Source organism: Bauldia litoralis (assembly GCF_900104485.1).
Lineage (GTDB): Bacteria > Pseudomonadota > Alphaproteobacteria > Rhizobiales > Kaistiaceae > Bauldia > Bauldia litoralis.
The window spans coordinates 488073-508464 of the sequence record NZ_FMXQ01000002.1 but is presented as its reverse complement, the minus strand read 5'-3'; the positions used below and the strand labels follow the sequence as shown (position 1 = coordinate 508464).

General features: G+C 66.3%; 25 protein-coding genes. 20 read left to right on the top strand and 5 right to left on the bottom strand.

Translation table 11 applies throughout. The annotated features are described in order from the left end of the window. Nucleotides 1-339 precede the first annotated feature (339 nt). Together BLT60_RS06370 and BLT60_RS06365 are read left to right on the top strand one after the other, a co-directional pair. Nucleotides 340-1275 (top strand): hypothetical protein, encoded by a 936-nt coding sequence (locus BLT60_RS06370; protein ID WP_090875556.1) that lies wholly within the window; start codon nt 340-342, stop codon nt 1273-1275. A gap of 353 nt (nt 1276-1628) precedes the next feature. Then, complete coding sequence (locus tag BLT60_RS06365) at nt 1629-2651, top strand: LLM class flavin-dependent oxidoreductase (RefSeq protein WP_090875555.1); 1023 nt, start codon at nt 1629-1631, stop codon at nt 2649-2651. A gap of 72 nt (nt 2652-2723) precedes the next feature. Here the strand turns inward: BLT60_RS06365 and BLT60_RS24295 are convergent, their stop codons facing one another. After that, on the bottom strand, nt 2724-2873 hold the full coding sequence (locus BLT60_RS24295; protein ID WP_175478312.1) for a hypothetical protein: 150 nt from the start codon (nt 2871-2873) through the stop codon (nt 2724-2726). 224 nt (nt 2874-3097) lie between these two features. On the opposite strand from BLT60_RS24295, the gene BLT60_RS06360 reads away from it, so the two are divergent. Beyond that, nucleotides 3098-5101 carry a calcium-binding protein gene (locus BLT60_RS06360; protein WP_090875554.1) on the top strand — a complete coding sequence of 668 codons (2004 nt, stop codon included), beginning with the start codon at nt 3098-3100 and terminating at the stop codon, nt 5099-5101. A gap of 111 nt (nt 5102-5212) precedes the next feature. On the opposite strand, the gene BLT60_RS06355 is transcribed toward BLT60_RS06360, so the two are convergent. Further along, entirely contained in the window at nt 5213-5494 is a 282-nt protein-coding gene (locus BLT60_RS06355; RefSeq protein WP_090875553.1) for a GlsB/YeaQ/YmgE family stress response membrane protein, read from the bottom strand. Nucleotides 5495-5590: 96 nt separating this feature from the next. Between BLT60_RS06355 and BLT60_RS06350 the strand changes: the two genes are divergently transcribed. The 3 genes from BLT60_RS06350 to BLT60_RS06340 all read left to right on the top strand — a co-directional run bounded on the left by BLT60_RS06350 (nt 5591) and on the right by BLT60_RS06340 (nt 7370). Further along, on the top strand, nt 5591-6154 hold the full coding sequence (locus BLT60_RS06350; RefSeq protein ID WP_090875552.1) for a methylated-DNA--[protein]-cysteine S-methyltransferase: 564 nt from the start codon (nt 5591-5593) through the stop codon (nt 6152-6154). 43 nt (nt 6155-6197) lie between these two features. Then, nucleotides 6198-6890 (top strand): helix-turn-helix transcriptional regulator, encoded by a 693-nt coding sequence (locus tag BLT60_RS06345; protein ID WP_090875551.1) that lies wholly within the window; start codon nt 6198-6200, stop codon nt 6888-6890. Between the two features lie 72 nt (nt 6891-6962). Further along, complete coding sequence (locus tag BLT60_RS06340) at nt 6963-7370, top strand: GFA family protein (RefSeq protein ID WP_090875550.1); 408 nt, start codon at nt 6963-6965, stop codon at nt 7368-7370. Between the two features lie 23 nt (nt 7371-7393). Here BLT60_RS06340 and BLT60_RS06335 read toward each other — a convergent pair whose 3' ends face one another. Beyond that, complete coding sequence (locus BLT60_RS06335; RefSeq protein WP_090875549.1) at nt 7394-7885, bottom strand: putative molybdenum carrier protein; 492 nt, start codon at nt 7883-7885, stop codon at nt 7394-7396. Nucleotides 7886-8007: 122 nt separating this feature from the next. Here BLT60_RS06335 and BLT60_RS06330 point away from each other — a divergent pair, with 122 nt between their 5' ends. The 11 genes from BLT60_RS06330 to ligD all read left to right on the top strand — a co-directional run bounded on the left by BLT60_RS06330 (nt 8008) and on the right by ligD (nt 17021). Beyond that, nucleotides 8008-8424 (top strand): YciI family protein, encoded by a 417-nt coding sequence (locus tag BLT60_RS06330; protein ID WP_090875548.1) that lies wholly within the window; start codon nt 8008-8010, stop codon nt 8422-8424. Between the two features lie 40 nt (nt 8425-8464). Then, nucleotides 8465-8839, top strand: a complete 375-nt coding sequence (locus tag BLT60_RS06325) for a VOC family protein (protein WP_090875547.1) — start codon at nt 8465-8467, stop codon at nt 8837-8839. Between the two features lie 73 nt (nt 8840-8912). Next, nucleotides 8913-9392, top strand: coding sequence for a VOC family protein (locus tag BLT60_RS06320; protein WP_425284975.1), 480 nt, complete (start codon nt 8913-8915; stop codon nt 9390-9392). 94 nt (nt 9393-9486) lie between these two features. Beyond that, nucleotides 9487-9849, top strand: coding sequence for a YciI family protein (locus BLT60_RS06315; RefSeq protein ID WP_090875545.1), 363 nt, complete (start codon nt 9487-9489; stop codon nt 9847-9849). Nucleotides 9850-9985: 136 nt separating this feature from the next. Next, nucleotides 9986-10393, top strand: coding sequence for a YciI family protein (locus BLT60_RS06310; protein ID WP_090875544.1), 408 nt, complete (start codon nt 9986-9988; stop codon nt 10391-10393). After that, entirely contained in the window at nt 10393-10806 is a 414-nt protein-coding gene (locus BLT60_RS06305; protein WP_090875767.1) for a VOC family protein, read from the top strand. The genes BLT60_RS06310 and BLT60_RS06305 overlap by 1 nt, the downstream gene beginning before the upstream one ends. A 68-nt stretch (nt 10807-10874) precedes the next feature. Continuing rightward, nucleotides 10875-12137, top strand: coding sequence for an RNA polymerase sigma factor (locus BLT60_RS06300; protein ID WP_090875543.1), 1263 nt, complete (start codon nt 10875-10877; stop codon nt 12135-12137). 7 nt (nt 12138-12144) lie between these two features. After that, on the top strand, nt 12145-12594 hold the full coding sequence (locus BLT60_RS06295) for a c-type cytochrome (protein ID WP_244521160.1): 450 nt from the start codon (nt 12145-12147) through the stop codon (nt 12592-12594). Between the two features lie 180 nt (nt 12595-12774). Continuing rightward, nucleotides 12775-13683: a non-homologous end joining protein Ku gene (ku, locus tag BLT60_RS06290; RefSeq protein ID WP_090875541.1), complete on the top strand. Its 909-nt coding sequence runs from the start codon at nt 12775-12777 to the stop codon at nt 13681-13683. A 6-nt stretch (nt 13684-13689) separates the two neighbouring features. Further along, nucleotides 13690-14445, top strand: a complete 756-nt coding sequence (locus BLT60_RS06285; RefSeq protein ID WP_090875540.1) for a hypothetical protein — start codon at nt 13690-13692, stop codon at nt 14443-14445. Continuing rightward, nucleotides 14445-17021 carry a DNA ligase D gene (gene ligD, locus BLT60_RS06280; RefSeq protein ID WP_090875539.1) on the top strand — a complete coding sequence of 859 codons (2577 nt, stop codon included), beginning with the start codon at nt 14445-14447 and terminating at the stop codon, nt 17019-17021. The genes BLT60_RS06285 and ligD overlap by 1 nt, the downstream gene beginning before the upstream one ends. Nucleotides 17022-17044: 23 nt before the next feature. Here the strand turns inward: ligD and BLT60_RS06275 are convergent, their stop codons facing one another. Beyond that, entirely contained in the window at nt 17045-17368 is a 324-nt protein-coding gene (locus tag BLT60_RS06275; protein WP_090875538.1) for a hypothetical protein, read from the bottom strand. A gap of 248 nt (nt 17369-17616) precedes the next feature. Here BLT60_RS06275 and BLT60_RS06270 point away from each other — a divergent pair, with 248 nt between their 5' ends. From BLT60_RS06270 to BLT60_RS06260, 3 genes are all read left to right on the top strand, one after another. Continuing rightward, entirely contained in the window at nt 17617-18420 is an 804-nt protein-coding gene (locus BLT60_RS06270; protein ID WP_090875537.1) for an AAC(3) family N-acetyltransferase, read from the top strand. Nucleotides 18421-18575: 155 nt separating this feature from the next. Further along, a complete protein-coding gene (gene ssb, locus BLT60_RS06265; RefSeq protein ID WP_090875536.1) occupies nt 18576-19079 on the top strand; it encodes a single-stranded DNA-binding protein in 504 nt (167 codons plus the stop codon). A 25-nt stretch (nt 19080-19104) separates the two neighbouring features. Then, nucleotides 19105-19605 (top strand): mismatch-specific DNA-glycosylase, encoded by a 501-nt coding sequence (locus BLT60_RS06260; RefSeq protein WP_090875535.1) that lies wholly within the window; start codon nt 19105-19107, stop codon nt 19603-19605. A gap of 6 nt (nt 19606-19611) precedes the next feature. On the opposite strand, the gene BLT60_RS06255 is transcribed toward BLT60_RS06260, so the two are convergent. Continuing rightward, the gene (locus BLT60_RS06255) at nt 19612-20289 is read right to left on the bottom strand and encodes a CHASE3 domain-containing protein (protein ID WP_139167766.1); all 678 of its coding nucleotides are present in this window, start codon (nt 20287-20289) and stop codon (nt 19612-19614) included. Nucleotides 20290-20392 lie beyond the last annotated feature (103 nt).

Genomic DNA, 20392 nt, shown 5'->3' with positions numbered 1-20392 from the left:
CGAACGTGGAGCCGGCCCTTGGGGGCCCTTCTATCGGCGTTATCGCTTCCTCCCACTTCGGACATCTGCTGGCCATCCGCGAGCGTCAAGAGCGGCCCCGACGCGACTAGATCTCACGATTGTTCCCGCCGCCGCTAAGTTATGGGCTGGACCTTGCAACTCCGTCGGGCCCCCATAACAAACGTCAGCTTCCTCTCGTTGGGTCACTAGTCGCCGTCGACGCAGTCGGCGGTGGATGCGCTGCATGCCTGACCGACTCATGCTAGCCTTCCGTCCAGGACAATCTGGCAGGGACTTCGCCCGTTGCGGTTGACACTTCTCTCTCTCATCATCGGCGTCATGGCTCTTGTTGCGGGCGCGTCGCCGTCGCTGGCGGCTGAGCCCCTGGGCATTCCGGACTGGCTGCTGCCGCATGTCGGGACGGAGGAGGGGCAGATCGCGCCGGTGGTGTTGCAGCGGGCGCGGGCGCTTCACCACCGCAAGGTCGGCGAAGGGGCGGTGCATAATGCCTGCTACTTCGCGATGGACGCGACGCGGCCCAGCACGTCGCGGGATGGCGAGCCGGGCCGCCGGTTCTACGTCATCTGCGAGGCGGACCAGACGTTTCGCGCTGTCTCGTCCGGCTACGGCAACGGGCGGAAGCTCGCCCGAGCGAATTTCTCGAACGGGCGGGAATGCGCGCAGAACTTCTCCAACGCGGAGGGGTCCAACCTGACCATGGGCGGGGCCTATGTGACGGCCGAGCCGCGGACGTCGTTCAAGGGCTACACCACCATCTCGGGCAAGCGGACGCCCTTCCTGCGCACCTTCCTGCAGTTCGAGGGCGAGGGGGAGACGGCCAATGCCAGGGAGCGTGAAATCGGCGGGCATCCGGCGGTCTTCCTGAGGTGGCAGTGCCGCTTCAAGAATCCGGGCAGCCCCCATGCGGACGAGGAGGGATACGTTCCCTATGGCAGCCTGGTGAACTACACCGGCGGCCGCAGCAATGGCTGCACATCCTGGTCGCCGGCCGCTTCCGAGCTGATCCTCGCGCTGGCGCAGGACAACCCGACGACGGTGTATATCTATCCGGAATCCGGCGACATCAATGCCGTCGCCAATGCGGTGAAGGCGCGGCGGTCGCTGTCGGACGCGGGGCTCTACTGGAACGCGACGTGCCTGCGGGCGATCGGCGCGCCCCGGTTCTGGCCCGAGGCAACGCTACGGCCGATCATCGACGAATGGCGGGCGTCCCTGACGCCGGCGCCGCCGGGGAAACTGCCGATCTGCCGGTAAGGGGTGGAGCGGATCGAGGCCTCGCGCGATTGCGCGTCAATTAGCGTTGCCGCCGGGACGCCGCCCCGATCCACGGGCATTGCGTCCTTCGAGGCCCGGGCTTCGCCCGAGCACCTCAGGATGGCTCAAGCATCTGTTTCGCAGCGGAAAACCACCGCCATGCTGAGGTGCGAGCGCAGCGAGCCTCGAAGCACGCAGGACCGCCTTGCTCCAATTGCGCGACAGGTCCCTGAACGGGGGAGGGCTTGCCCCGGCTCGATCAGGGGACAGGAGGGGGGCTCGCCAAGCCGATTCAACCCGCTCGGAATCTGCGCTAGCATGGGCCGCACACGTCACTCCGTCAGCGAGACCCCATGAAGAACATCGGCTTCCTTTCCTTCGGTCACTGGAACCCGTCGCCGCAGTCGGGGACGCGCTCGGCGTCGGACGCGCTGCTGCAGTCGATCGAGCTGGCGGTGGCGGCGGAGGAACTGGGCGCGGACGGCGCGTATTTCCGGGTGCACCATTTCGCCCGGCAGCTCGGCTCGCCGTTTCCGCTGCTGGCGGCCTGCGGGGCGCGCACGTCGCGCATCGAGCTCGGCACGGCGGTCATCGACATGCGCTACGAGAACCCGCTCTACATGGCGGAGGACGCCGGGGCGGCCGACCTCATCGCCGGCGGGCGGCTGCAGCTCGGCATCTCGCGCGGCTCGCCGGAGCAGGTGATCGACGGCTACCGTTACTTCGGCTACGCGCCGCCGGAGGGACAAGACGACGCGGCGATGGCCCGGCAGAAGACCGAGACGTTTCTCGAGGTGCTGCGCGGCGAGGGCTTCGCCGAGCCGAACCCGCGGCCGATGTTTCCGAACCCGCTGGGACGGCTCAGGGTCGAGCCGCATTCGGAGGGCTTGCGCGAGCGGATCTGGTGGGGCTCGGCGACCAACGCCACGGCCGAATGGGCGGCGAAACTCGGCATGAACCTGCAATCCTCGACCCTGAAATTCGACGAGACGGGCGAGCCGTTCCATGTCCAGCAGGCGAAGCAGATCCGCGCCTATCGCGACGCCTGGACAGCGGCCGGGCATGCGCGGGAGCCGCGGGTCTCGGTCAGCCGCTCGATCTTCGCGCTCGTCGACGACCGCGACCGGATGTATTTCGGCCGGAACGGCGAGAGCCAGGACCAGATCGGCATGATCGACGAGAACACGCGGGCGATCTTCGGCCGCTCCTTCGCCGCCGAGCCGGACAGACTGATCGACGAACTGAAGGGCGACGAGGCGATCGCCGAGGCGGACACGCTGCTCCTCACCGTGCCGAACCAGCTCGGCGTCGACTACAACGCCCATGTCATCGAGGCGATCCTGACCCATGTTGCGCCGGGGCTCGGCTGGCGCTGAGGCGGGCCGGGCGGGGCAGGGAAGCTTGCCGCCTGTGCGGCCGGGGCAGCCGGCGAAACGAGGCCGTCGCGCTCACGCTTTCGGTTGCCGGGGCCGGAGTGAAAAGGCCGGCTGAGGCACCGTGCTCTTGCCGATGATGGCAATGGAATCATGGATGTGGATCCCGGAGATACGTAGCTTCAGGTCGTCCGGTCCCCGTTGTTGCCAGATAATGTAGGACATATCGGCTATTCCATCCGCGAATATTGGCGCTGCGTCGTTTTATTGCGTGATTAACTGCATTCGATCCGCTTTATTGGGCCAATACTTCCGGGGGGAAGGAGCCGGCCCGTCAGGCCGGTGTCATCCGTCCAGCCAATTCGTGAGGGTGAACCCGCGCAGATTTCGATCGCGCGCACATACTGGCTGTCGCTCCGGCGGGAGTCGCCATCAGGGGGAGCAAGCCAATGGTTACGACACCGACTGTCTGGAAGGGACGCGAGCAGGTCAACCAGACCGGGACTGGTTCGCAGTCCGACGTCGCGATCATCGATATCGGCCTGGGGCGGTACGTCGCGGTCTGGACGGAGGCCGCGGGTGGGCCGATCGCGAACGATACATCCTTTGCCGGCAGTGACCTCGTCGGCCAGATCTTCGATGCCGAGGGCAACACGATCGGGAGCGAATTCCTGGTCAACAGGTTGCGCAACGCCGACAACGAGCAGGACGTGGCTCTTGCGCCGCGCGTGGGTGGCGGGTTCGCCGCCGTTTACGAAGACACCGACGCCAGCGGCACAGGGATCGTCATCGAGTTCTTCGATGTCTACGGCAGCCCTATCTCCAACCTGGATATTCAACTCGACCCGGGCACCGATACGCTTGCCAACCCATCGATCGCGATGGCGGCGAATGGCGACTACCTGATCACCTACGAACGATCGAACAATGCCGGCGATACGGATATCGTCGGAAAGACGTTGAGCGCGGACTTGGTGACGCTTGGCGACGAGTTCGTGATCTTCGACCAAGACGACGACGCGACCAATCCGGAAGTTGCGGCGCTCTCCGATGGGAATTTCGTTGTCGTCTTCGAGGACGAGTTCGTAGACAGCACCACCGACATCGACGCAAAAATGGCGATCGTGTCGTCGGCGGGCACCGTCGTGACGACCCAAACGGTCTCCGGCGGTGTTGCGCTCGAAGACGATCCGCATGTCGCGGCCCTTTCGGGAGGCGGCTTCGTCGTCGTCTGGAACGACCCTGGGAGCGGGGTGGTACGGGGCCAGCGTTTCGACGCGAACGGCACCAAGGTAGGCAGCGAGTTCACCGAAAATTTCAGCGTCGAGGACAATCCGGTCGTTGCCGGGCTTAGCGACGGACGTTTCATCGTCGGCTTCGAGGACGTCGACAATGCCCCGACCGATGTCGACATCCACGCGACGATCTTCGATCCGCGCACCAGCCCGATCAATGGCGATGGCAACGCGAACGTCATCACCAGCCGCAAGGATGGTGCGACGGTCAACGGCCTCGGCGGGTCCGACACGCTGCTTGGCCAGGCACAGGCGGACATCCTGAACGGCGGCACAGGCGCGGACCTGATGCTTGGCCGCGGCGGCGACGATACCTATTTCGTCGACAACGCCGGCGACATGGTGTCCGAATCCGCCGGACAGGGGACCGACACGGTCGTCAGCAGCATCTCGTATCTTCTCGGCGACAATGTCGAGAATCTGGGGCTCAGCGGCACGGCGAATATCAGCGGGACCGGCAACGGCCTTGCCAACATCCTCGTCGGCAATTCGGGCAACAACGCGCTCTTTGGCGGCGACGGGGCGGATGGGCTCGATGGTGGCGCCGGCGCCGACGACATGCGGGGAGGCACCGGCGACGACACCTACTTCGTCGACAATGCCGGGGACGGCGTCACCGAATTCGCCGGGCAGGGAACCGACACGGTGGCCAGCAGCGTCACCTTCACCCTCGGCGCCAATGTCGAGAACCTTGTGCTGACCGGCTCGGCCAAGATCAATGGAACGGGCAACAATCTCGCCAACATCCTGGTCGGCAACGCCGGCAAGAACACGCTGAACGGCGGCGGCGCGGCGGACACGATCTCCGGCGGGCTCGGCAAGGACAAGCTGCTCGGCAAGGGCGGCAAGGACATGTTCGTCTTCGCAGACGCGCTCGGCCCCGCCAATGCCGACAAGCTCAAGGACTTCAAGCACAAGAAGGACAAGATCGTGCTCGACCAGGACATCTTCGCCGCCGTGGGCACCAAGGTCGGCAAGAAGGAGTTCGTCGAGGGCAAGAAGGCGGGCGACAAAAACGACCACATCATCCGCGACGGGAAGAAGGTCTTCTACGACGGGGACGGCAAGGGCGGGGCCAAGCAGGTGCTGTTCGCCAAGATCGACAAGAAGGTCGATCTCGACCACAAGGACTTCATGGTCGACGACTTCGTCATCTGAGGCGCGGCGGGACCGCGCCAGGCGGTCGTTCAGCCGCTTTTCATGCAGACAGCCGGCGGCGCGTGCGCCGTCGACCCAGGTGCTCGATCAGTCCCGTTCCGGATCGCCCGGTCAGGCTCGCTTGATCAACTTGACGATGAGCAGCACGATGATCGCGCCGATCGCCGCCGAGATGATCGCGCCGATGATGCCGCCGCCGAGCGAGATGCCGAGAAGCGGGAACAGCCAGCCGGCGACCACCGCGCCGATGATGCCGAGGATGACGTCCCCGACGAGGCCAAAGCCGGCGCCGCGCACCACCATGGCCGCGAGAACGCCGGCGATGCCGCCGACAATGATCCAGATAATGATCGCAACAAGGATACTCGTGCCTTCGCCAGCTACCGTCTCCATGGGAAACCTCCGCCTTCTTTGGGTTCGGTTCGCGACTCAGTCGCGAACGCCCTATGATACATTTTGACGCAGAACGATCCGACTCAAACGCAAGCGATGGATTCCGCCGCTTCCCAGACCGCTTTCCGCGCACCGGCCAGGGCGCTCCGGCATACGCTGTTCGAGACCGCCTTCGGTGTCTGCGGCATCGCCTGGAGCGAGGCCGGAATCGTGGCGCTGCAACTCCCGGAGGTCGACCGGGCGGCGACCGAGGCGCGGCTCGGGCGGTTCGCCAGCCTGCGGGCGGAGGGAAAGCCGCCGCCGGCGACGGCCGCGGCAATCGCCGACCTGCAGCGATATTTCGACGGCGCGGAGGTGGATTTTGCCGGCATCGACCTCGATCTCGGCGGGGCCAGCGACGCCCATCGCCGCTTCCTCGACGCGGCGCGTCGGGTGCGATGGGGCGAGACGGTGACCTATGGCGGGCTGGCGCGCAGCGCCGGGACGCCGGGCGCAGCAAGGGTGGTCGGGCAGGCGATGGCCAGGAACCCGGTGCCGATCGTTATTCCGTGCCACCGGGTGCTGGCCAGCGGCGACCGGCTCGGCGGCTTTTCCGCCTATGGCGGGACGGTGCAGAAGGAACGGCTGCTGGTCCTCGAGCGAATTCGCCTGGCGCTCTGACGTCATCCCGCGCAGCCTGACCGTCCTTCCGAAAGCCACCGACATGGACCGTATCCAGAGACTGCTGACACTTATGGACGCGCTGAGGCGTCATCGTCGGCCGGTTACCGCGGCGACGCTGGCGGAAGAGCTGTCGGTGTCGGTCCGCACGATCTACCGGGATATCCAGGCGCTGATCGGCTTTGGTGCGCCGATCGACGGCGAGGCCGGGCTTGGCTACCTGTTGCGGGGAGGGTTTTTCTTGCCGCCACTGATGTTCGACGAGACCGAGGTGGAAGCACTGGTGCTGGGCGCACGCTGGGTCGAGCAGCAGAAGGACCCGGCGCTGGCCAAGGCGGCGCAGAACGCGCTGGCCAAGATCGCCGCCGCGGCGCCGCAGGACCTGCGCGATGCCATGGCCAATGTCGGCCTGTTCGCGCCGCCGGACTGGCTGCGGAGCGAACGGAAGGTCGACCTGACGACGATCCGGGAGGCGATCCGCCGCGAGCAGACGCTCGGCATCGCCTATGTCGATGTCGCCGGCAAGGCCAGCGAACGGACCATCTGGCCGATCGCGCTCGCCTTCTATGAAGGGCGCGAGACGATCGCCGCGTGGTGCGAATTGCGGGAGGCGTTCCGCCATTTCCGCACCGACCGCATCGAGCGGTTGTCGCCAACGGGCGAGCGATACCCGCAGCGGCGGACGGCGCTGGTCAAGGCGTGGCGTGACGCGATGGAAATCCCCGAGCGGGAATAGGCTGCTGACAGGATCTGTCGCAGCGCGAAACCACGGTCGTCCCGTGATCATCCAAACCGAGGACAACCCGACATGACCGCCAAGACCTATCACGGAAGCTGCCACTGCCAGGCGGTGCGCTTCGAGGCCGACATCGACCTCGCGGCCGGCGTCGGCAAGTGCAACTGCTCGATCTGCACCAAGCTGCGCAACTGGAATGCGGTGGTCAAACCAGAGGCCTTCCGCCTGCAGGCCGGCGAAGCTGACCTGACCGACTACCAGTTCAATACCCGGTCGGGCCATCTGCCGTTCTGCCGGCATTGCGGGGTCCACGCCTTCAGCCGCGGTTATGTCGAGGAACTCGGTGGCGCAGTCTGCTCTGTCTCGCTCGCCTGTCTCGACGACGTGACGCCCGAGGAACTGATCGGCGCTCCTGTTCGCTATTTCGACGGGCGCCACGACAACTGGTGGAACGAGCCGGCCGAGACGCAGCATCTCTGATCCTCGAACAGTCGCATCCGGCTTCAGCGGGCCGTCATCGCATAGCGGGTGAGGGCGTGACGAAGAATCGCTTCGGCTGCCGCCTGGATGCCGGGCGCTTCGCTCTCGCGCGGACCTGCGACATTGAGGACGAGGGCCGACGTGGCGCCGGGCAGCCATGCGGCGATGCGGCCGGCAGCGTCCACCGCGTCAACCGGCACGACCAGCGCCGGCCGGCCGAGACACCTGGCGAAACGCAGCGTGGCGGCGGTGCCGGGGGAGGCGGCGAGGCCACCCGGGCTTACGAGGATGAGCGTCCGATCGCTGTCGCGAACGTTCCACTCGGTGCGTTCGACCGGATCGGCGGAGGGCGTCGGCTTGAGCTCCGGATAGTCGGCGCAGATTCCAGGCGGTTGCGGCTGGTCCTCGGCCCATCCGTCCCGCGGCACCCAGCCGCCATGGGCCAGCCCCAGCGCTACGGCAGCCTTCAGGGCGGCGCGGTCGACACCGGTCTGGCCGCCCGAGACGACGATCATCGTTTTCTCCCGATTGGCGCGATCCTATCGAAAAATGTGCCGGGCGTGTCGATACCGCGCGGCGTCGTTCGTCATTGATTGCGAAGGGTGGAATGTCCTGACGAGCTCGAAGGAGCAAGGCAATGCGTTTCATGGTGATCGTGAAGGCGACAAAGGCCTCGGAAGCCGGCGAGATGCCGTCGGAAGAGATGCTGGCGGCAATGGCGCGCTACAACGAGGAACTGGTCAAGGCCGGTGTGATGCTTGATGGCACCGGACTCAAGCCCACCTCGGAAGGGGCGCGGATCCGGTTCACCGGCGACACGCGGACGGTGATCGACGGGCCGTTCGCGGAGAGCAAGGAACTGATCGCCGGCTACTGGATCTTCCAGACCAAGTCGAAGGAAGAGGCGATCGAATGGGCGCGACGCTGCCCCAATCCCTATGGCGAAGACGGGGAAATCGAGATCCGCCAGCTCTTCGAACTGGAGGATTTCGGCGAGGGCCCGGCGATCGATCACCACCGCGCCGTCGGCCGGCTGATCGACGAAAAGGCCTAGGCGGCTGGTGCTCACTGCCGGAACTGGAGGAAGACGGACAATGCTTGCCAATATTGATGTCGCGGCGACCGTGGCGGTGAAGGACCTCGAAATCGCCCGGCGCTTCTACGGCGAGACCCTCGGCCTCAAGTCGACGGAGGACAGCGAGGCCGTGCTGGTCTTCCAGAGCGGCGGGTCGTCGATGGTCGTCTATGCGTCGGAGTTTGCCGGGACCAACAGGGCGACCTCGGCGACCTGGGGCGCCGGCGAGGCCTTTGCGGGCATCGTTGAAGCCCTGCAGACGGCCGGCGTCCGCTTCGAGCATTACGACATGCCCGGGGTCAAGCGGGATGGCGACATCCACGCCTCTGGCGACTTCAGGATGGTGTGGTTCAAGGACCCGGACGGCAATATCCTGCACATCAACAACGGCTGACGCTCCGGGGCCGGCGCTGCGCGGCTCGTGGGGATCATCCGGCACGAAAGGCCATGCGATGACCGAAACATCCATCCAGAAGATCACGCCCTTCCTGTGGTTCAACCGGGAAGCGGAGGAAGCCGCGCGCTTCTATGCGAGCATCTTTCCGGATTCCAGCGTCGACAACGTCTCGTCCATGGCGGCGGAGTCCCCGAGCGGTCCGCCCGGTTCGGTGGTGGTGGTCAACTTCACGCTTTTCGGCCAGGCCTTCATGGCAATGAGCGCCGGGGCGCATGACGCCTTCAACGACGCCATCTCCTTCATGGTCAATTGCGGTTCTCAAGCGGAGATCGACGGCTATTGGGACGCCATCCTCGAGAATGGCGGCAAACCGCAGGCCTGCGGCTGGATCACCGACAGATACGGGGTGCGTTGGCAGATCGTGCCGACCGTGCTCGGGACGATGATGAGCGACCCGGACAGGGAGAAGGCATCGCGCGTCGCCACGGAGATGATGTCGCAGATCAAGTTCGATATCGCCAAGCTCGAAGCGGCCTTCGAGGCACGCTGACATGCCAGGCAGCACAGCAGAGATTCAGCCCCTTTACCGCCGGGCGGCGGGAGGATACGACGCGATGGTCAGTCGCAGCGAGGCGAGGGGTCGGATGACATTCATGCTGGTGGTGGTCGAGCAGCCGGGCGAACGGGACGTCGCGCCGGCGGAGGGGCAGCGCCGCTACGAGACCATGCAGCGCTTCGCCGCTGATCTCGATGCGCAAGGCAAACTGGTGACGGCCCAGTCGCTGCTGACGCCCGAAGAGTCTTCCGTTCGCATCCGGCACCACGACGGCGCCCGCACCATGGTCGACGGGCCCTTTGCCGAGGCCAAGGAAATCATCGGCGGCTTCTTCCTGCTGACGGTCGAGACCCGCGACGAGGCGGTGGCGATCGGCAATGCCTGTCCGGCGGCCGAATGGTCGATCATCGAGGTCCGCGAACTCGGCCCCTGCTGGGACGGCGCCCGCTAAGGCGCGGCTGCGTACTTATTTCTTCTTTCTGTCTGCCGGCGCTGTCGATTCCGGCCGGGGTGGCTCGTCGTCTCTTCAAAGGGCGACGGCCGCGCCATGGCTGTCGTCAACGGGCAAGACAGAAGGAGCATTGCCGATGCGTTTCATGGTGATCGTGAAGTCGGTCGAGACCGGTACGCCGCCTCCGCAGGCGCTGATGGATGCGATCGGCGCGCTTGGCGTCGAAGCGACCGAGGCGGGTGTGATGGGCGAGGTCGGCGGACTGATGCCGACGGCCGCCGGCGCGGAGGTCCGCATCTCCGGGGGCTCGGTGAGCGTGACCGATGGGCCTTTCAGCGAAGCCAAGGAAGTGATCGGTGGTTTCGCGATCTACGACGTTGCCTCGCGGGAGGAGGCAGTGGCCTGGACCGAACGCTTCATGGACCTCCACCGAAAGCACTGGCCCGGCTGGGAAGGCGTCAGCGAGATTCGCCAGATGTATGCAACGGACTGCCGGGACGCCAACGCACCGTTTCAGGAAACACAAGCAAGGGAGACTGCATGATGCGCGTCAATCCGTACCTTTTCTTCAGCGGCAACTGCGAGGAAGCCTTCACGTTCTACCAGAAGGTTCTCGGCGGCAAGATCACCGCGATGATGAAGCACCGCGGCACCGAGGCCGAGGCCTATGTGCCGGCCGAGTGGGTCGACAAGGTGATGCATGCCGCTCTCGACCTCGGCGAGGATATCCTGATGGGCTCGGATTCTCCGCCCGATCACCAGGAGCCGATGCAGAGCGTCTACGTATCGCTGCAATTCGCCGACGCCGACGAAGGGAAGCGGATTTTCGATGCGCTGGCCGAAGGCGGCACGGTCAAGATGCCGTTTTCGCCAACCTTCTTTTCGGCCGGGTTCGGCATGCTTGTCGACAAGTTCGGCGCCCGGTGGATGGTCAATGCCGGTGAACCGTCGTCCTGATCGCACGGCGGTCTCCGGGGGCAGGCGATCGCTTGCACGGGTGAATCGGAAGTGGGATATCGGTGGGCATGACAACCACCGATATCCGGCGGACGATCGACGCTGTCTGGAGGATCGAGGCGGCCCGGCTCGTGGCCAGTCTCGTGCGGATGGTGCGTGACGTGGGGCTGGCCGAGGAAGTGGCGCAGGACGCGCTGGTTGCCGCGCTGGAGCGCTGGCCGAAGGTGGGCATTCCGGACAATCCGGGGGCCTGGCTGATGGCCACTGCCAAGCGCCGGGCGATCGATCGCATCCGCCACACCCGGATGGCGGCGGGCAAGGCGCAGGACATCGTCGCCGACCTCGAGGCGGCGCAGGACGCGGCGCCCGATCCCGACGCGGGGCTCGACGACCAGATCGGCGACGACCTGCTCAGCCTGATGTTCACCGCCTGCCATCCGCTGCTTTCGACCGAGGCGCGGGCGGCGCTGGCGCTGCGGCTGCTCGGCGGCCTGACCACCGGCGAGATCGCCAGGGCCTTCCTGGTCGCCGAGCCGACCATGGCGCAGCGGATCGTGCGGGCCAAGCGGACGCTGGCCGATGCGGGGGTGTCCTTCGAGGTGCCGCATGGCGCCGAGCTCGGGCAGCGGCTGCCCTCGGTGCTCGAAGTCATCTACCTGATCTTCAACGAGGGCTATGCGGCGACCAGCGGCGACGACTGGATCCGCCCGCAGCTTTGCGAGGAAGCGATGCGGCTCGGCCGGATCCTGGCGGAACTGGCGCCGGGCGAGCCGGAAGTGCATGGGCTTGTCGCCTTGATGGAGATTCAGGCGTCGCGCTTCGCGGCGCGGACCGACGCCAACGGCGCGCCGGTGCTGCTGCTCGACCAGAACCGGGGGCAATGGGACCACCTGCTGATCCGCCGGGGGCTGGCGGCGCTGGCGCGGGCCGATGCGCTGGGCGAGGCGGCCGGTCCCTATCGCCTGCAGGCGGCGATCGCGGCCTGCCATGCCCGGGCGGGCGAGGCGGAGGAGACCGACTGGGTGCGGATCGCGGCGCTCTACGAGGCGCTGGCCCAACTGACGCCGTCGCCGGTGGTCGAACTGAACCGCGCGGTGGCGATCGGCTTCGCCTTCGGGCCGGCGGCGGGACTTGCCCATCTCGAGCCGCTTTCCAACGAGGCGACCCTGAAGAATTATCACCTGCTGCCGAGCGTGCGCGGTGACATGCTGGAGAAGCTTGGCCGCCTCGACGAGGCCCGGGCGGAATTCCTGCGCGGGGCGGAGCTGACGCAGAATGCGCGGGAGAAGGCGCTGCTCTTGGCACGCGCGCGACAAGGACAGACGGGGTGAGGACGGCATGAGACGGGTGAAATGGATGGCCGCCGTGTCGGTGGCGGCGGTGGTCGGACTGGGCGGGGCTCATGCCCAGTCGCTGACGGAGCGCTTCGCGGTGGCCGATCCGGCCAAGGGCCAGAAGGTCTTCAACAAGTGCCGAGCCTGCCACACGATCGAGGAAGGCGGGCCGGCGCGGGTCGGTCCCAACCTGTGGGGTGCGGTCGGTCGGCCGGTGGCGGCGCGGGATTATTCCTATAGCGACGCAATGATCGCCTTTGGCGGGGTGTGGTCGGTCGATCGTCTCGACGTGTATCTCGAGGCGCCCCGGACGGTCGTGCCCGGCGGCAAGATGGCGTTTGTCGGCCTGGCCAGGCCGGAGGACCGGATAAACATCATCGCCTATCTCAACCAGAACAGCGGCGCGCCCGTTGACCTTGGCGCGGCAGCGGCCGCCGTCGAGGCGGGGCAATAGGTCCGTCGAACCGGCGCCTGGACCGACAAGCAACCGGGCCGGCAGGAAAGTATAGAACGCAACGAGAACAGATGTAATCGAGCGAATGTTATTTGTCCGTTAGGTTCAACGCCGATACTGTCGGCGGTTGGGCCGGAACACTTGGCGGGTTCCGCCGTTGTTTTGCGTAAAGGAGAAACCATGGCCGCGCGTGCGTATTGGCAGGGCCAGATCAGGCTGGCGCTCGTTTCGATCCCCGTTCAGGTGTTCCCGGCGACCAAATCGGCGGCGCGGATCAGCTTCAACCAGATCCACAAGCCGAGCGGCAAGCGCATCCGCTACCAGAAGGTGGTGCCGGGTGTCGGCGAGGCGGCGGCCGAGGATATCGTCAAGGGTTACGAGGTGGAGAAGGGCAAGTATGTCCTGATCACCGAGGACGAGATCGACGACGTCAAGCTGGAGGCCAAGAAGACGCTGGACCTGATCCAGTTTGTCGACGCCAACGAGGTCGAGTTCCTCTACATCGACAAGCCCTATTACGTTTCGCCGGAAGACGACGCGACGGCCGGCGAGGCCTATGTCGTGCTGCGCGAGGCGTTGAAGGCGACCGGCAAGGTCGGCATCGGCCACATTGTCGCCCGCGGTCATTCGAACCTCGTGGCGCTGCGGCCGAGCGGCAAGGGTCTGATGATCGAGACGCTGCGCTATGCCGACGAGGTCCACAAGCCGGACGCCTATTTCGCCGAGGTGCCGGACGCCAAGCCGGAGCCGGAACTCCTGTCGCTTGCCGAGGAACTGATCGAGCGCAAGGTCAAGCCATTCGACCCCAAGGCGTTCAGCGACCCCTACGAGGCGGCGTTGCGCGAACTGATCGAGGCCAAGGTCGAGAACCGGCCGCCGGAATCGATCGACGAGCCGCAGATCGGCGCCAAGGTCATCGACCTGATGGAAGCGTTGAAGAAGAGCGTCGGCGGCAAGGCCAGCACCAGCACCAAGAAGGCCGCGGCCTCGGCCAAGAAACCGGCGGCCAAGAAGGCCCCTGCCGGCAAGAGTTCCGCAAAGTCCGGCTCGGCCAAGAAGACGTCATCCCGGGGCCGTCGCGCCGCCTGATCGGTCGTGGAAGACCACGAAGACGGGCAACGGGCGGCCGATCGCGAGGCGCCGGACGTGATCGCCGAACTGGCGACGCGTGGCTTCATCGGCCGGCCATGGCCGACCATCCTTGCGGCGACCGGAATGGGGCTGCTGGCCATGACGCTATCCTTTGCCTTCGACCCGCCGATGCTGGTGTCGATGGCGGCGCTGTTCGCCGGCATCCTCCTGGTCCTCGGGATACGGGCAGGGGACATGCGCTACCGGTTGACCGGGGAGGGGCTTGGCCGGTCGTTCCGGCCGCTCCTGTCGCGCTACCTCGGGCTGCGCTCCCGCGAGCAGTTCTTTCGCTTTTCGGACATGCGGTTCTTTCGTCGCGACCGGGACTGGTCGCGCTACCGGGCGGAGGAGGTCGAATCCGTGACGATCGGCGTTCGGCGGCCACCATTCCGGGTCGTCATCCATGACATGATCGACAAGCCAGCCTTCGGCGCCTTTGCCGACGCCTTCGAGCGCCTTGCCGGGGAGGGCGAGACGTTCGTGGAGCGGCGGCCGGGCTTCTACGAGTCGGTGTGGGCAATCCTGCTGACGGCGCTGTTCGTGGTGGCGGCGGTGGTTCTGATCGGCTTCTTCCTAGCCGGGGCGCTGAGTCCGACCGGCGTTTTCCGGCTGCTGATCGTCATCGTTTCCGGTGTCATCTACATGGTGTGGCGGGTTTTGAGCGCGCGGTTCGCCGCCCGACAGGACGACCCGCAGGGCAAGAGCGAGGCGGCGGGCTGATGGCCAAGGCCAGTCTCTCGACCTATCAGGCCAAGCGCGATTTCGGGAAGACGGCCGAGCCGAGCGGCGACGATGCGCGCCGCGCCGCCGGCGGGCATCGCTACCTGATCCAGAAGCATGACGCGACGCGGATGCATTTCGACTTCCGACTGGAACTCGACGGGGTGCTTCTGTCCTGGGCGGTGCCGAACGGGCCGAGCTACGACCCGGCCGACAAGCGGCTTGCCGTTCATGTCGAGGACCATCCGCTCGACTATGGCGACTTCGAGGGCACGATCCCCAAGGGGGAATACGGCGGCGGCACGGTGATGCTGTGGGACGAGGGGACGTGGGAGCCGGTCGGCGACCCGGAGGCAGCGCTCGAGAAAGGCGACTTCAAATTCATCCTGCACGGCGAGCGTCTGCGCGGCAAATGGGTGCTGGTGCGGATGAAGCCGAAGCCGCGCGAGCGCTCGAAGCACGAGAACTGGCTGCTGATCAAGGAGAAGGACGGCTACGCCGGGGAGGAGACAAAACCGATCATCGAGCGGGTGTTGACCAGCGTGCGCTCCGGCAGGTCAATGGAGGAGATCGCGGCCGGCAATGTCGAGTGGAAGGATTCCGGCTTCAACATCAAGCGCGGGAGGTCGCGGACAAAGGCGGCTGGCAATCAGTTTTCGCCGCCCAAGTATGTCGCGCCGCAGCTTGCCTCCCTGGTCGATGCGCCGCCGGACGGCGACGACTGGCTGCACGAGATCAAGTATGACGGCTACCGGGCGATTGCCGCCATCGGCGGTGGCGAAGCGGCGATCTATACGCGGCGCGGCCACGACTGGACCGATCGGTTCCAGCCGCTGGTGCGGCCGCTGCTCGACCTTCCCTGCAAGGCGGCGCTGTTCGACGGCGAGGTGACGGTTACCGACAAGGCGGGCCGTACCGATTTCGGCGCGCTGCAGGATGCGCTGGGCGAGGGCAAGGGGCGCGGCATCGGCTACCATCTCTTCGATCTGCTCAGCCTCGACGGCGAGGACTTGCGGCGCAAGCCTCTGATCGAACGGAAGGAAAAGCTGGCGGCGCTACTCGTCGACCAACCGCGGGCCGGGCCGCTCTTCTATTCCGATCACGTCGTCGGCCATGGCGGCGAGATGTTCGCCAATGTCTGCAAGATGGGGCTGGAGGGCATCGTCTCCAAGCGCGCCGACTCCGTCTATCGCTCGGATCGCAGCAAGAGCTGGCTCAAGTCAAAATGCGGCTTCGGCCAGGAGTTCATCATCATCGGCTGGCGGCCGTCCGACGTTAAGGCGCGGCCGTTCTCGTCGATCCTGCTGGCGGTCCGCGAAGGCGGCGAACTTTCCTATCGCGGCCGCGTTGGCAGTGGATTCGGCGACCGCGAATTCGAGACGCTGTGGCCGGAACTTCAGAAGCGTGTGGTCAAGGACCCGCCGGCGCCGGACGTTCCGGCCGATGTCCGCAGGAAGGCGAAATTCGTCCGGCCGGAACTTGTGGCCGAGATCGCCTTTCGGGGCTTCACCGACGAAGGCTCGATCCGGCAGGGGAGCTTCAAGGGGCTGCGGACGGACAAGCCGGCGCGCGACATCGTGGCGGAAGTGCCGAAGGACACGGATGCGATGGCAAAGGATGACGGCAAGGCGAAGGGGCGCAAGCGGGCGGCGTCTGAGATCGTGACGATCGACGACTCAAAGGACGACAAGGCGATCACCATCGAGGGGGTGCGGGTTACCCATCCCGACAAGGTGATCTTTCCCGGCCAGGGGATCACCAAGCGGTCGCTGGCGGCCTATTTCATCGCCGTGGCCGAGCATATCCTGCCGCATGTCGCCGACCGGCCGCTCAGCCTGGTCCGCTGCCCCGACGGCGCGGAGGGCGACTGCTTCTTCCAGAAGCATGCCTCGCCGGGCTTTCCCAAGGCGTTCAAGCCGATCCGCATCAAGGAGAAGAAGGGCAGCGACCTCTACCTCTATATCGAGGACGCGCGGGGGCTGGTCGCCTGCGTGCAGATGGGGGCGCTGGAACTCCACATCTGGGGCTCGCACAACGCAACGATCGAGACGCCGGATCGGCTGGTCTTCGACCTCGATCCGGACGAGGGGATGGATTTCGCTGCCGTGCGTAGCGCCGCCCGCGACATGCGGGATCGGCTGAAGGGGCTCGGGCTCGAGACCTTTCCCATGGTGACCGGCGGCAAGGGGATACACGTCGTGGCGCCGCTGACGCCGCATTACCGATGGGACGAGGTCAAGGTCTTCGCCGAGGCGCTGGCCCGCACCATCGCCGCCGACGAGCCGGACCGATACCTGGCGGTGGCGAGCAAGGCGAAGCGGACGGGCAAGATCTTCATCGACTACCTGCGCAACGGGCGCGGCGCGACGGCGATCACGCCGTTCTCGCCACGCGCGCGCAAGGGTGCTCCCGTCGCATGGCCGGTGTCATGGCAGGCTTTGTCGCGGCTGAAGGATGCCCGGTCGGCGACGGTGGAGAACGCCGAGACGCTTCTCAAGCGGCAGAAGGCCGATCCCTGGGAGGGGTATTTCGACGTCGACCAGGTGCTGCCGCTGGAGCGGTTGAAGGGCGGCTGACCGGGGGAGAGCCGCCCTCAGGATCAATTGGTCGCCGGCTTTGCCGGTTTGGCGGGCTTGGCCGGCTTGGTCTTCTTCGGCTTCAGCTTCACGTCGCTGACCGTGTGCTTGCCATCGACCAGGTCCCAGGTGACGGTGACACGGGCGCCGGGCTTCAGGCCGGGGTCGGTTACCGTGGCGGGGACAAAGTAGACGATGTCCGTGTTCTTCTTGCCGGTGAGGCTGAGTTCATGCTTCGCCGCGTCGTAGGTCTTCACCTTGCCGCCGGCCTGCTGGGGGGCGGCGATCGCCGCGGACGAGATTGAAAGGACGGCAGCAACGACTGCCGACACGAGAACGCGTTTCATTCCATTTTCCTTTGTGGTCGAGACGGCTTGCGGGCGGGCGCCGGCAGGCCCGGGCGGCGCCCGGCTGCGGAAGGCGCGCGGTCCCCTGGACCGGTGTCTTTCCAGACGCGATTCTAATCCCGGCGCATGGCCGCCCCAAGCGGAAAAAAGATAAATACGGCAGGGGTCTCCGCGCCGAGTATTCGCCGCAATCGCAGATTAGCTGCGGAGGCTTTTGGCCTGTTTCAAGGTAGCTGTTGAGGCGACCGATGAGCGACGGACTCATCTCTTCAAGCGCACTGGCGGCGGATCTCGTCCGCCTCGGCGTGCGGCCCGGCGAAGCGTTGATGATCCACGCATCGTTGCGGGCGATCGGACCGGTCGAGGGCGGCGCGGCGGGCGTCATCGCGGCGCTGGACACGGCGGTCGGGCCTGACGGGACACTGATGATGATCCTCGGCGCAGTGGTCGCGCATGAATGGGTCAACCAGAAGCCGGAAGCCGAGCGCGCGGCGCTGCTGGCTGAGGTTGCTCCTTATGATCCGCTGACGTCGCCGGTGCTGCCCGAGGTCGGCTATCTCGCCGAGGCGTTTCGGATCGCGCCGGGGACGATGGTCAACGACAACCCGTCCGGTCGGTTCGCCGCCCGCGGTGCTCGCGGGGCAGAACTCCTGCGCAACAGTCCCTGGGACGACTATTACGGCCCGGATTCGCCGCTGGACAGGCTTTGCCAAATGGGTGGCCGGGTGCTGCGGCTTGGCGCGAGCCCGGATACCACCACTGTGCTGCACTACGCGGAGTATCTCGCCGACCTGCCTGAGAAGCGGCGGGTGCGGCGGCATTACCGGGTGATGAGCCCGGACGGTCCCGAGACCCGCAGCGTCGAGAGCCTCGATGACGAGAACGGCATCGTCGCCTGGGATGGCGAGGATTATTTCGCCCTGATCCTCAAGGCCTACCGGGAGACCGGTCGCGCCAGGACGGGCAAGGTGGGCCGCGCCGACAGCGAACTGATCGACGCCGCGGACATCGTGCGCTTCGGCGCAGCATGGATGAGCGACAACCTTGCCTAGTGCCGGTCTGCCTGCCGCACGGTTGACAGGATCGATCGCGAAAGCGAACATAAGAAGAACAAACTTGATGTGTGGATAAGGCGTCCGCATGGCGACGACGGACGCCCGGAGGCGTAGGGTCGTCGGCAAAGCGAGGGACAGAGAAAGGTCAAGCGATGGCGGGCAGTGTCAACAAGGTCATTCTGGTCGGCAATCTGGGCCGCGATCCGGAAGTCAGGCGGCTGAATTCCGGCTCGCCGGTGGTCAACCTGCGCATCGCGACGTCGGAATCCTGGCGCGACAAGAATAGCGGCGAGCGGCAGGAGCGGACCGAGTGGCATAACGTGGTGATCTTCAACGAGAACCTCGCCAAGGTCGCCGAGCAGTATCTGAAGAAGGGCTCCAAGGTCTATGTCGAAGGGCAGCTTCAGACCCGCAAGTGGCAGGACCAGAGCGGCCAGGATCGCTACACGACCGAGGTCGTGATCCAGCGTTTCCGCGGCGACCTGACCTTCCTCGACCGGCCCGGCGAGTCCATGGGTGGCGAGCGCGGCGGCAGCGACTTCGGGCGCTCCTCGCCGATGGAGTCCGGCGGCGGCCCGGATGCCGGGCGTTCCGGCGGCGGTGGCGGTGGAGGTGGTTCCTATGCCGAGGAACTCGACGACGAGATCCCGTTCTAGGCGCTAGCCACGAGCGCCCGCGACGATGGCTGTCCTGCCGGACGTGCTCCGGCCCGGGCTCCGCATCGTTTTCTGCGGGACCGGCGCGGGACGGCGGTCGGCCGAAGTCGGCGCCTATTACGCCAAGCCGGGCAACCGCTTCTGGCCGACGCTCCATGCCGTCGGCCTGACGCCCCGCCAGTTCGACCCGCATGACTTTGCGACCGTCATCGACCATGACATCGGCCTGACCGACGTCGCCAAGGCGCATGTCGGGCAGGACAGCGACCTGGTGGTGACGGACGCGGATATCGCCGATCTCGCCATGAGGATCGGCGCCGTGTCGCCCCGGTACCTTGCCTTCACCAGCAAGAAGGCGGCAAGCCTTTTCCTCAAGCGCCCGACCGGGCGGCTCTCCTACGGATTGCAGGCGGCGACGCTCGGCGCGACCGGGCTGATCGTCCTGCCGTCGCCGTCGGGCCTTGCCACCAGCTACTGGACGATCGAACCGTGGCGGGAGGCGGCGCGGCTGGCGCGGGCCGGGTGACGGTGGTCACGCGGCGGGGTGGCGCGGGCGTTTCGGGCGCGAGCGCCACCAGACCAGCATGACGAACCCGATCAGCCGGCCGATCAGGCTGAGTCCGATGGTCAGGGCAACGACAAGGATGACGTGGTGTTCGACGCCGCGCATGCGCCCGGTATTCTCGGTGAGGCTGGCGGCCTCGGCATCGCGCATGGCGTCCACTTCCCTCCGGATCTGGTCCATGGTCGTCTTGCCGATGTCGTTGGCGACGAGCGGCTGGGCCGCGGCGAAACCCCGGTCGCGACGGACCGCGATGGTGGCGACGAGCTCGGCCATTTTCGTCTTGACCAGGCCACCGATCTCGTGGACGTGGGCGGTCTGCTCCGGATCGTTCGCGACCAGGGCGCGCAAGTGCGCGAAATCGGTTTCGACATCGCGGCGGGCTGTCTCGAAGGGCTCGAGATAGGCGGGCTCGCCGGTGATGATGTACCCGCGCTGGCCCGTCTCCAGATCCTGAAGGTCGAGCATCAGGTCGTCGATCGCGGTCGTGGTTTCCAGCGAATGCTGGATGAGTTGCCGGGTCTCGTTGAGCACCGCGTTATAGCGGTAGGTGATGTAGCCGCTGAGCAGGACGGCGATGACCACCGGCAGCATGCTGAGCGCCATTGCCCAGGAAAAGACCCTGCGGAGAACCGTGGCCAGACGCAAACCTGTTTCTCCTGCGAGAGGCGAGAGTGATGGCTGGGCGCGCGGGCGCGCGCCGACGATAGTCGCGGCTGGGGCGGCAGGGGTCAATGACGGGGGAAGCGGG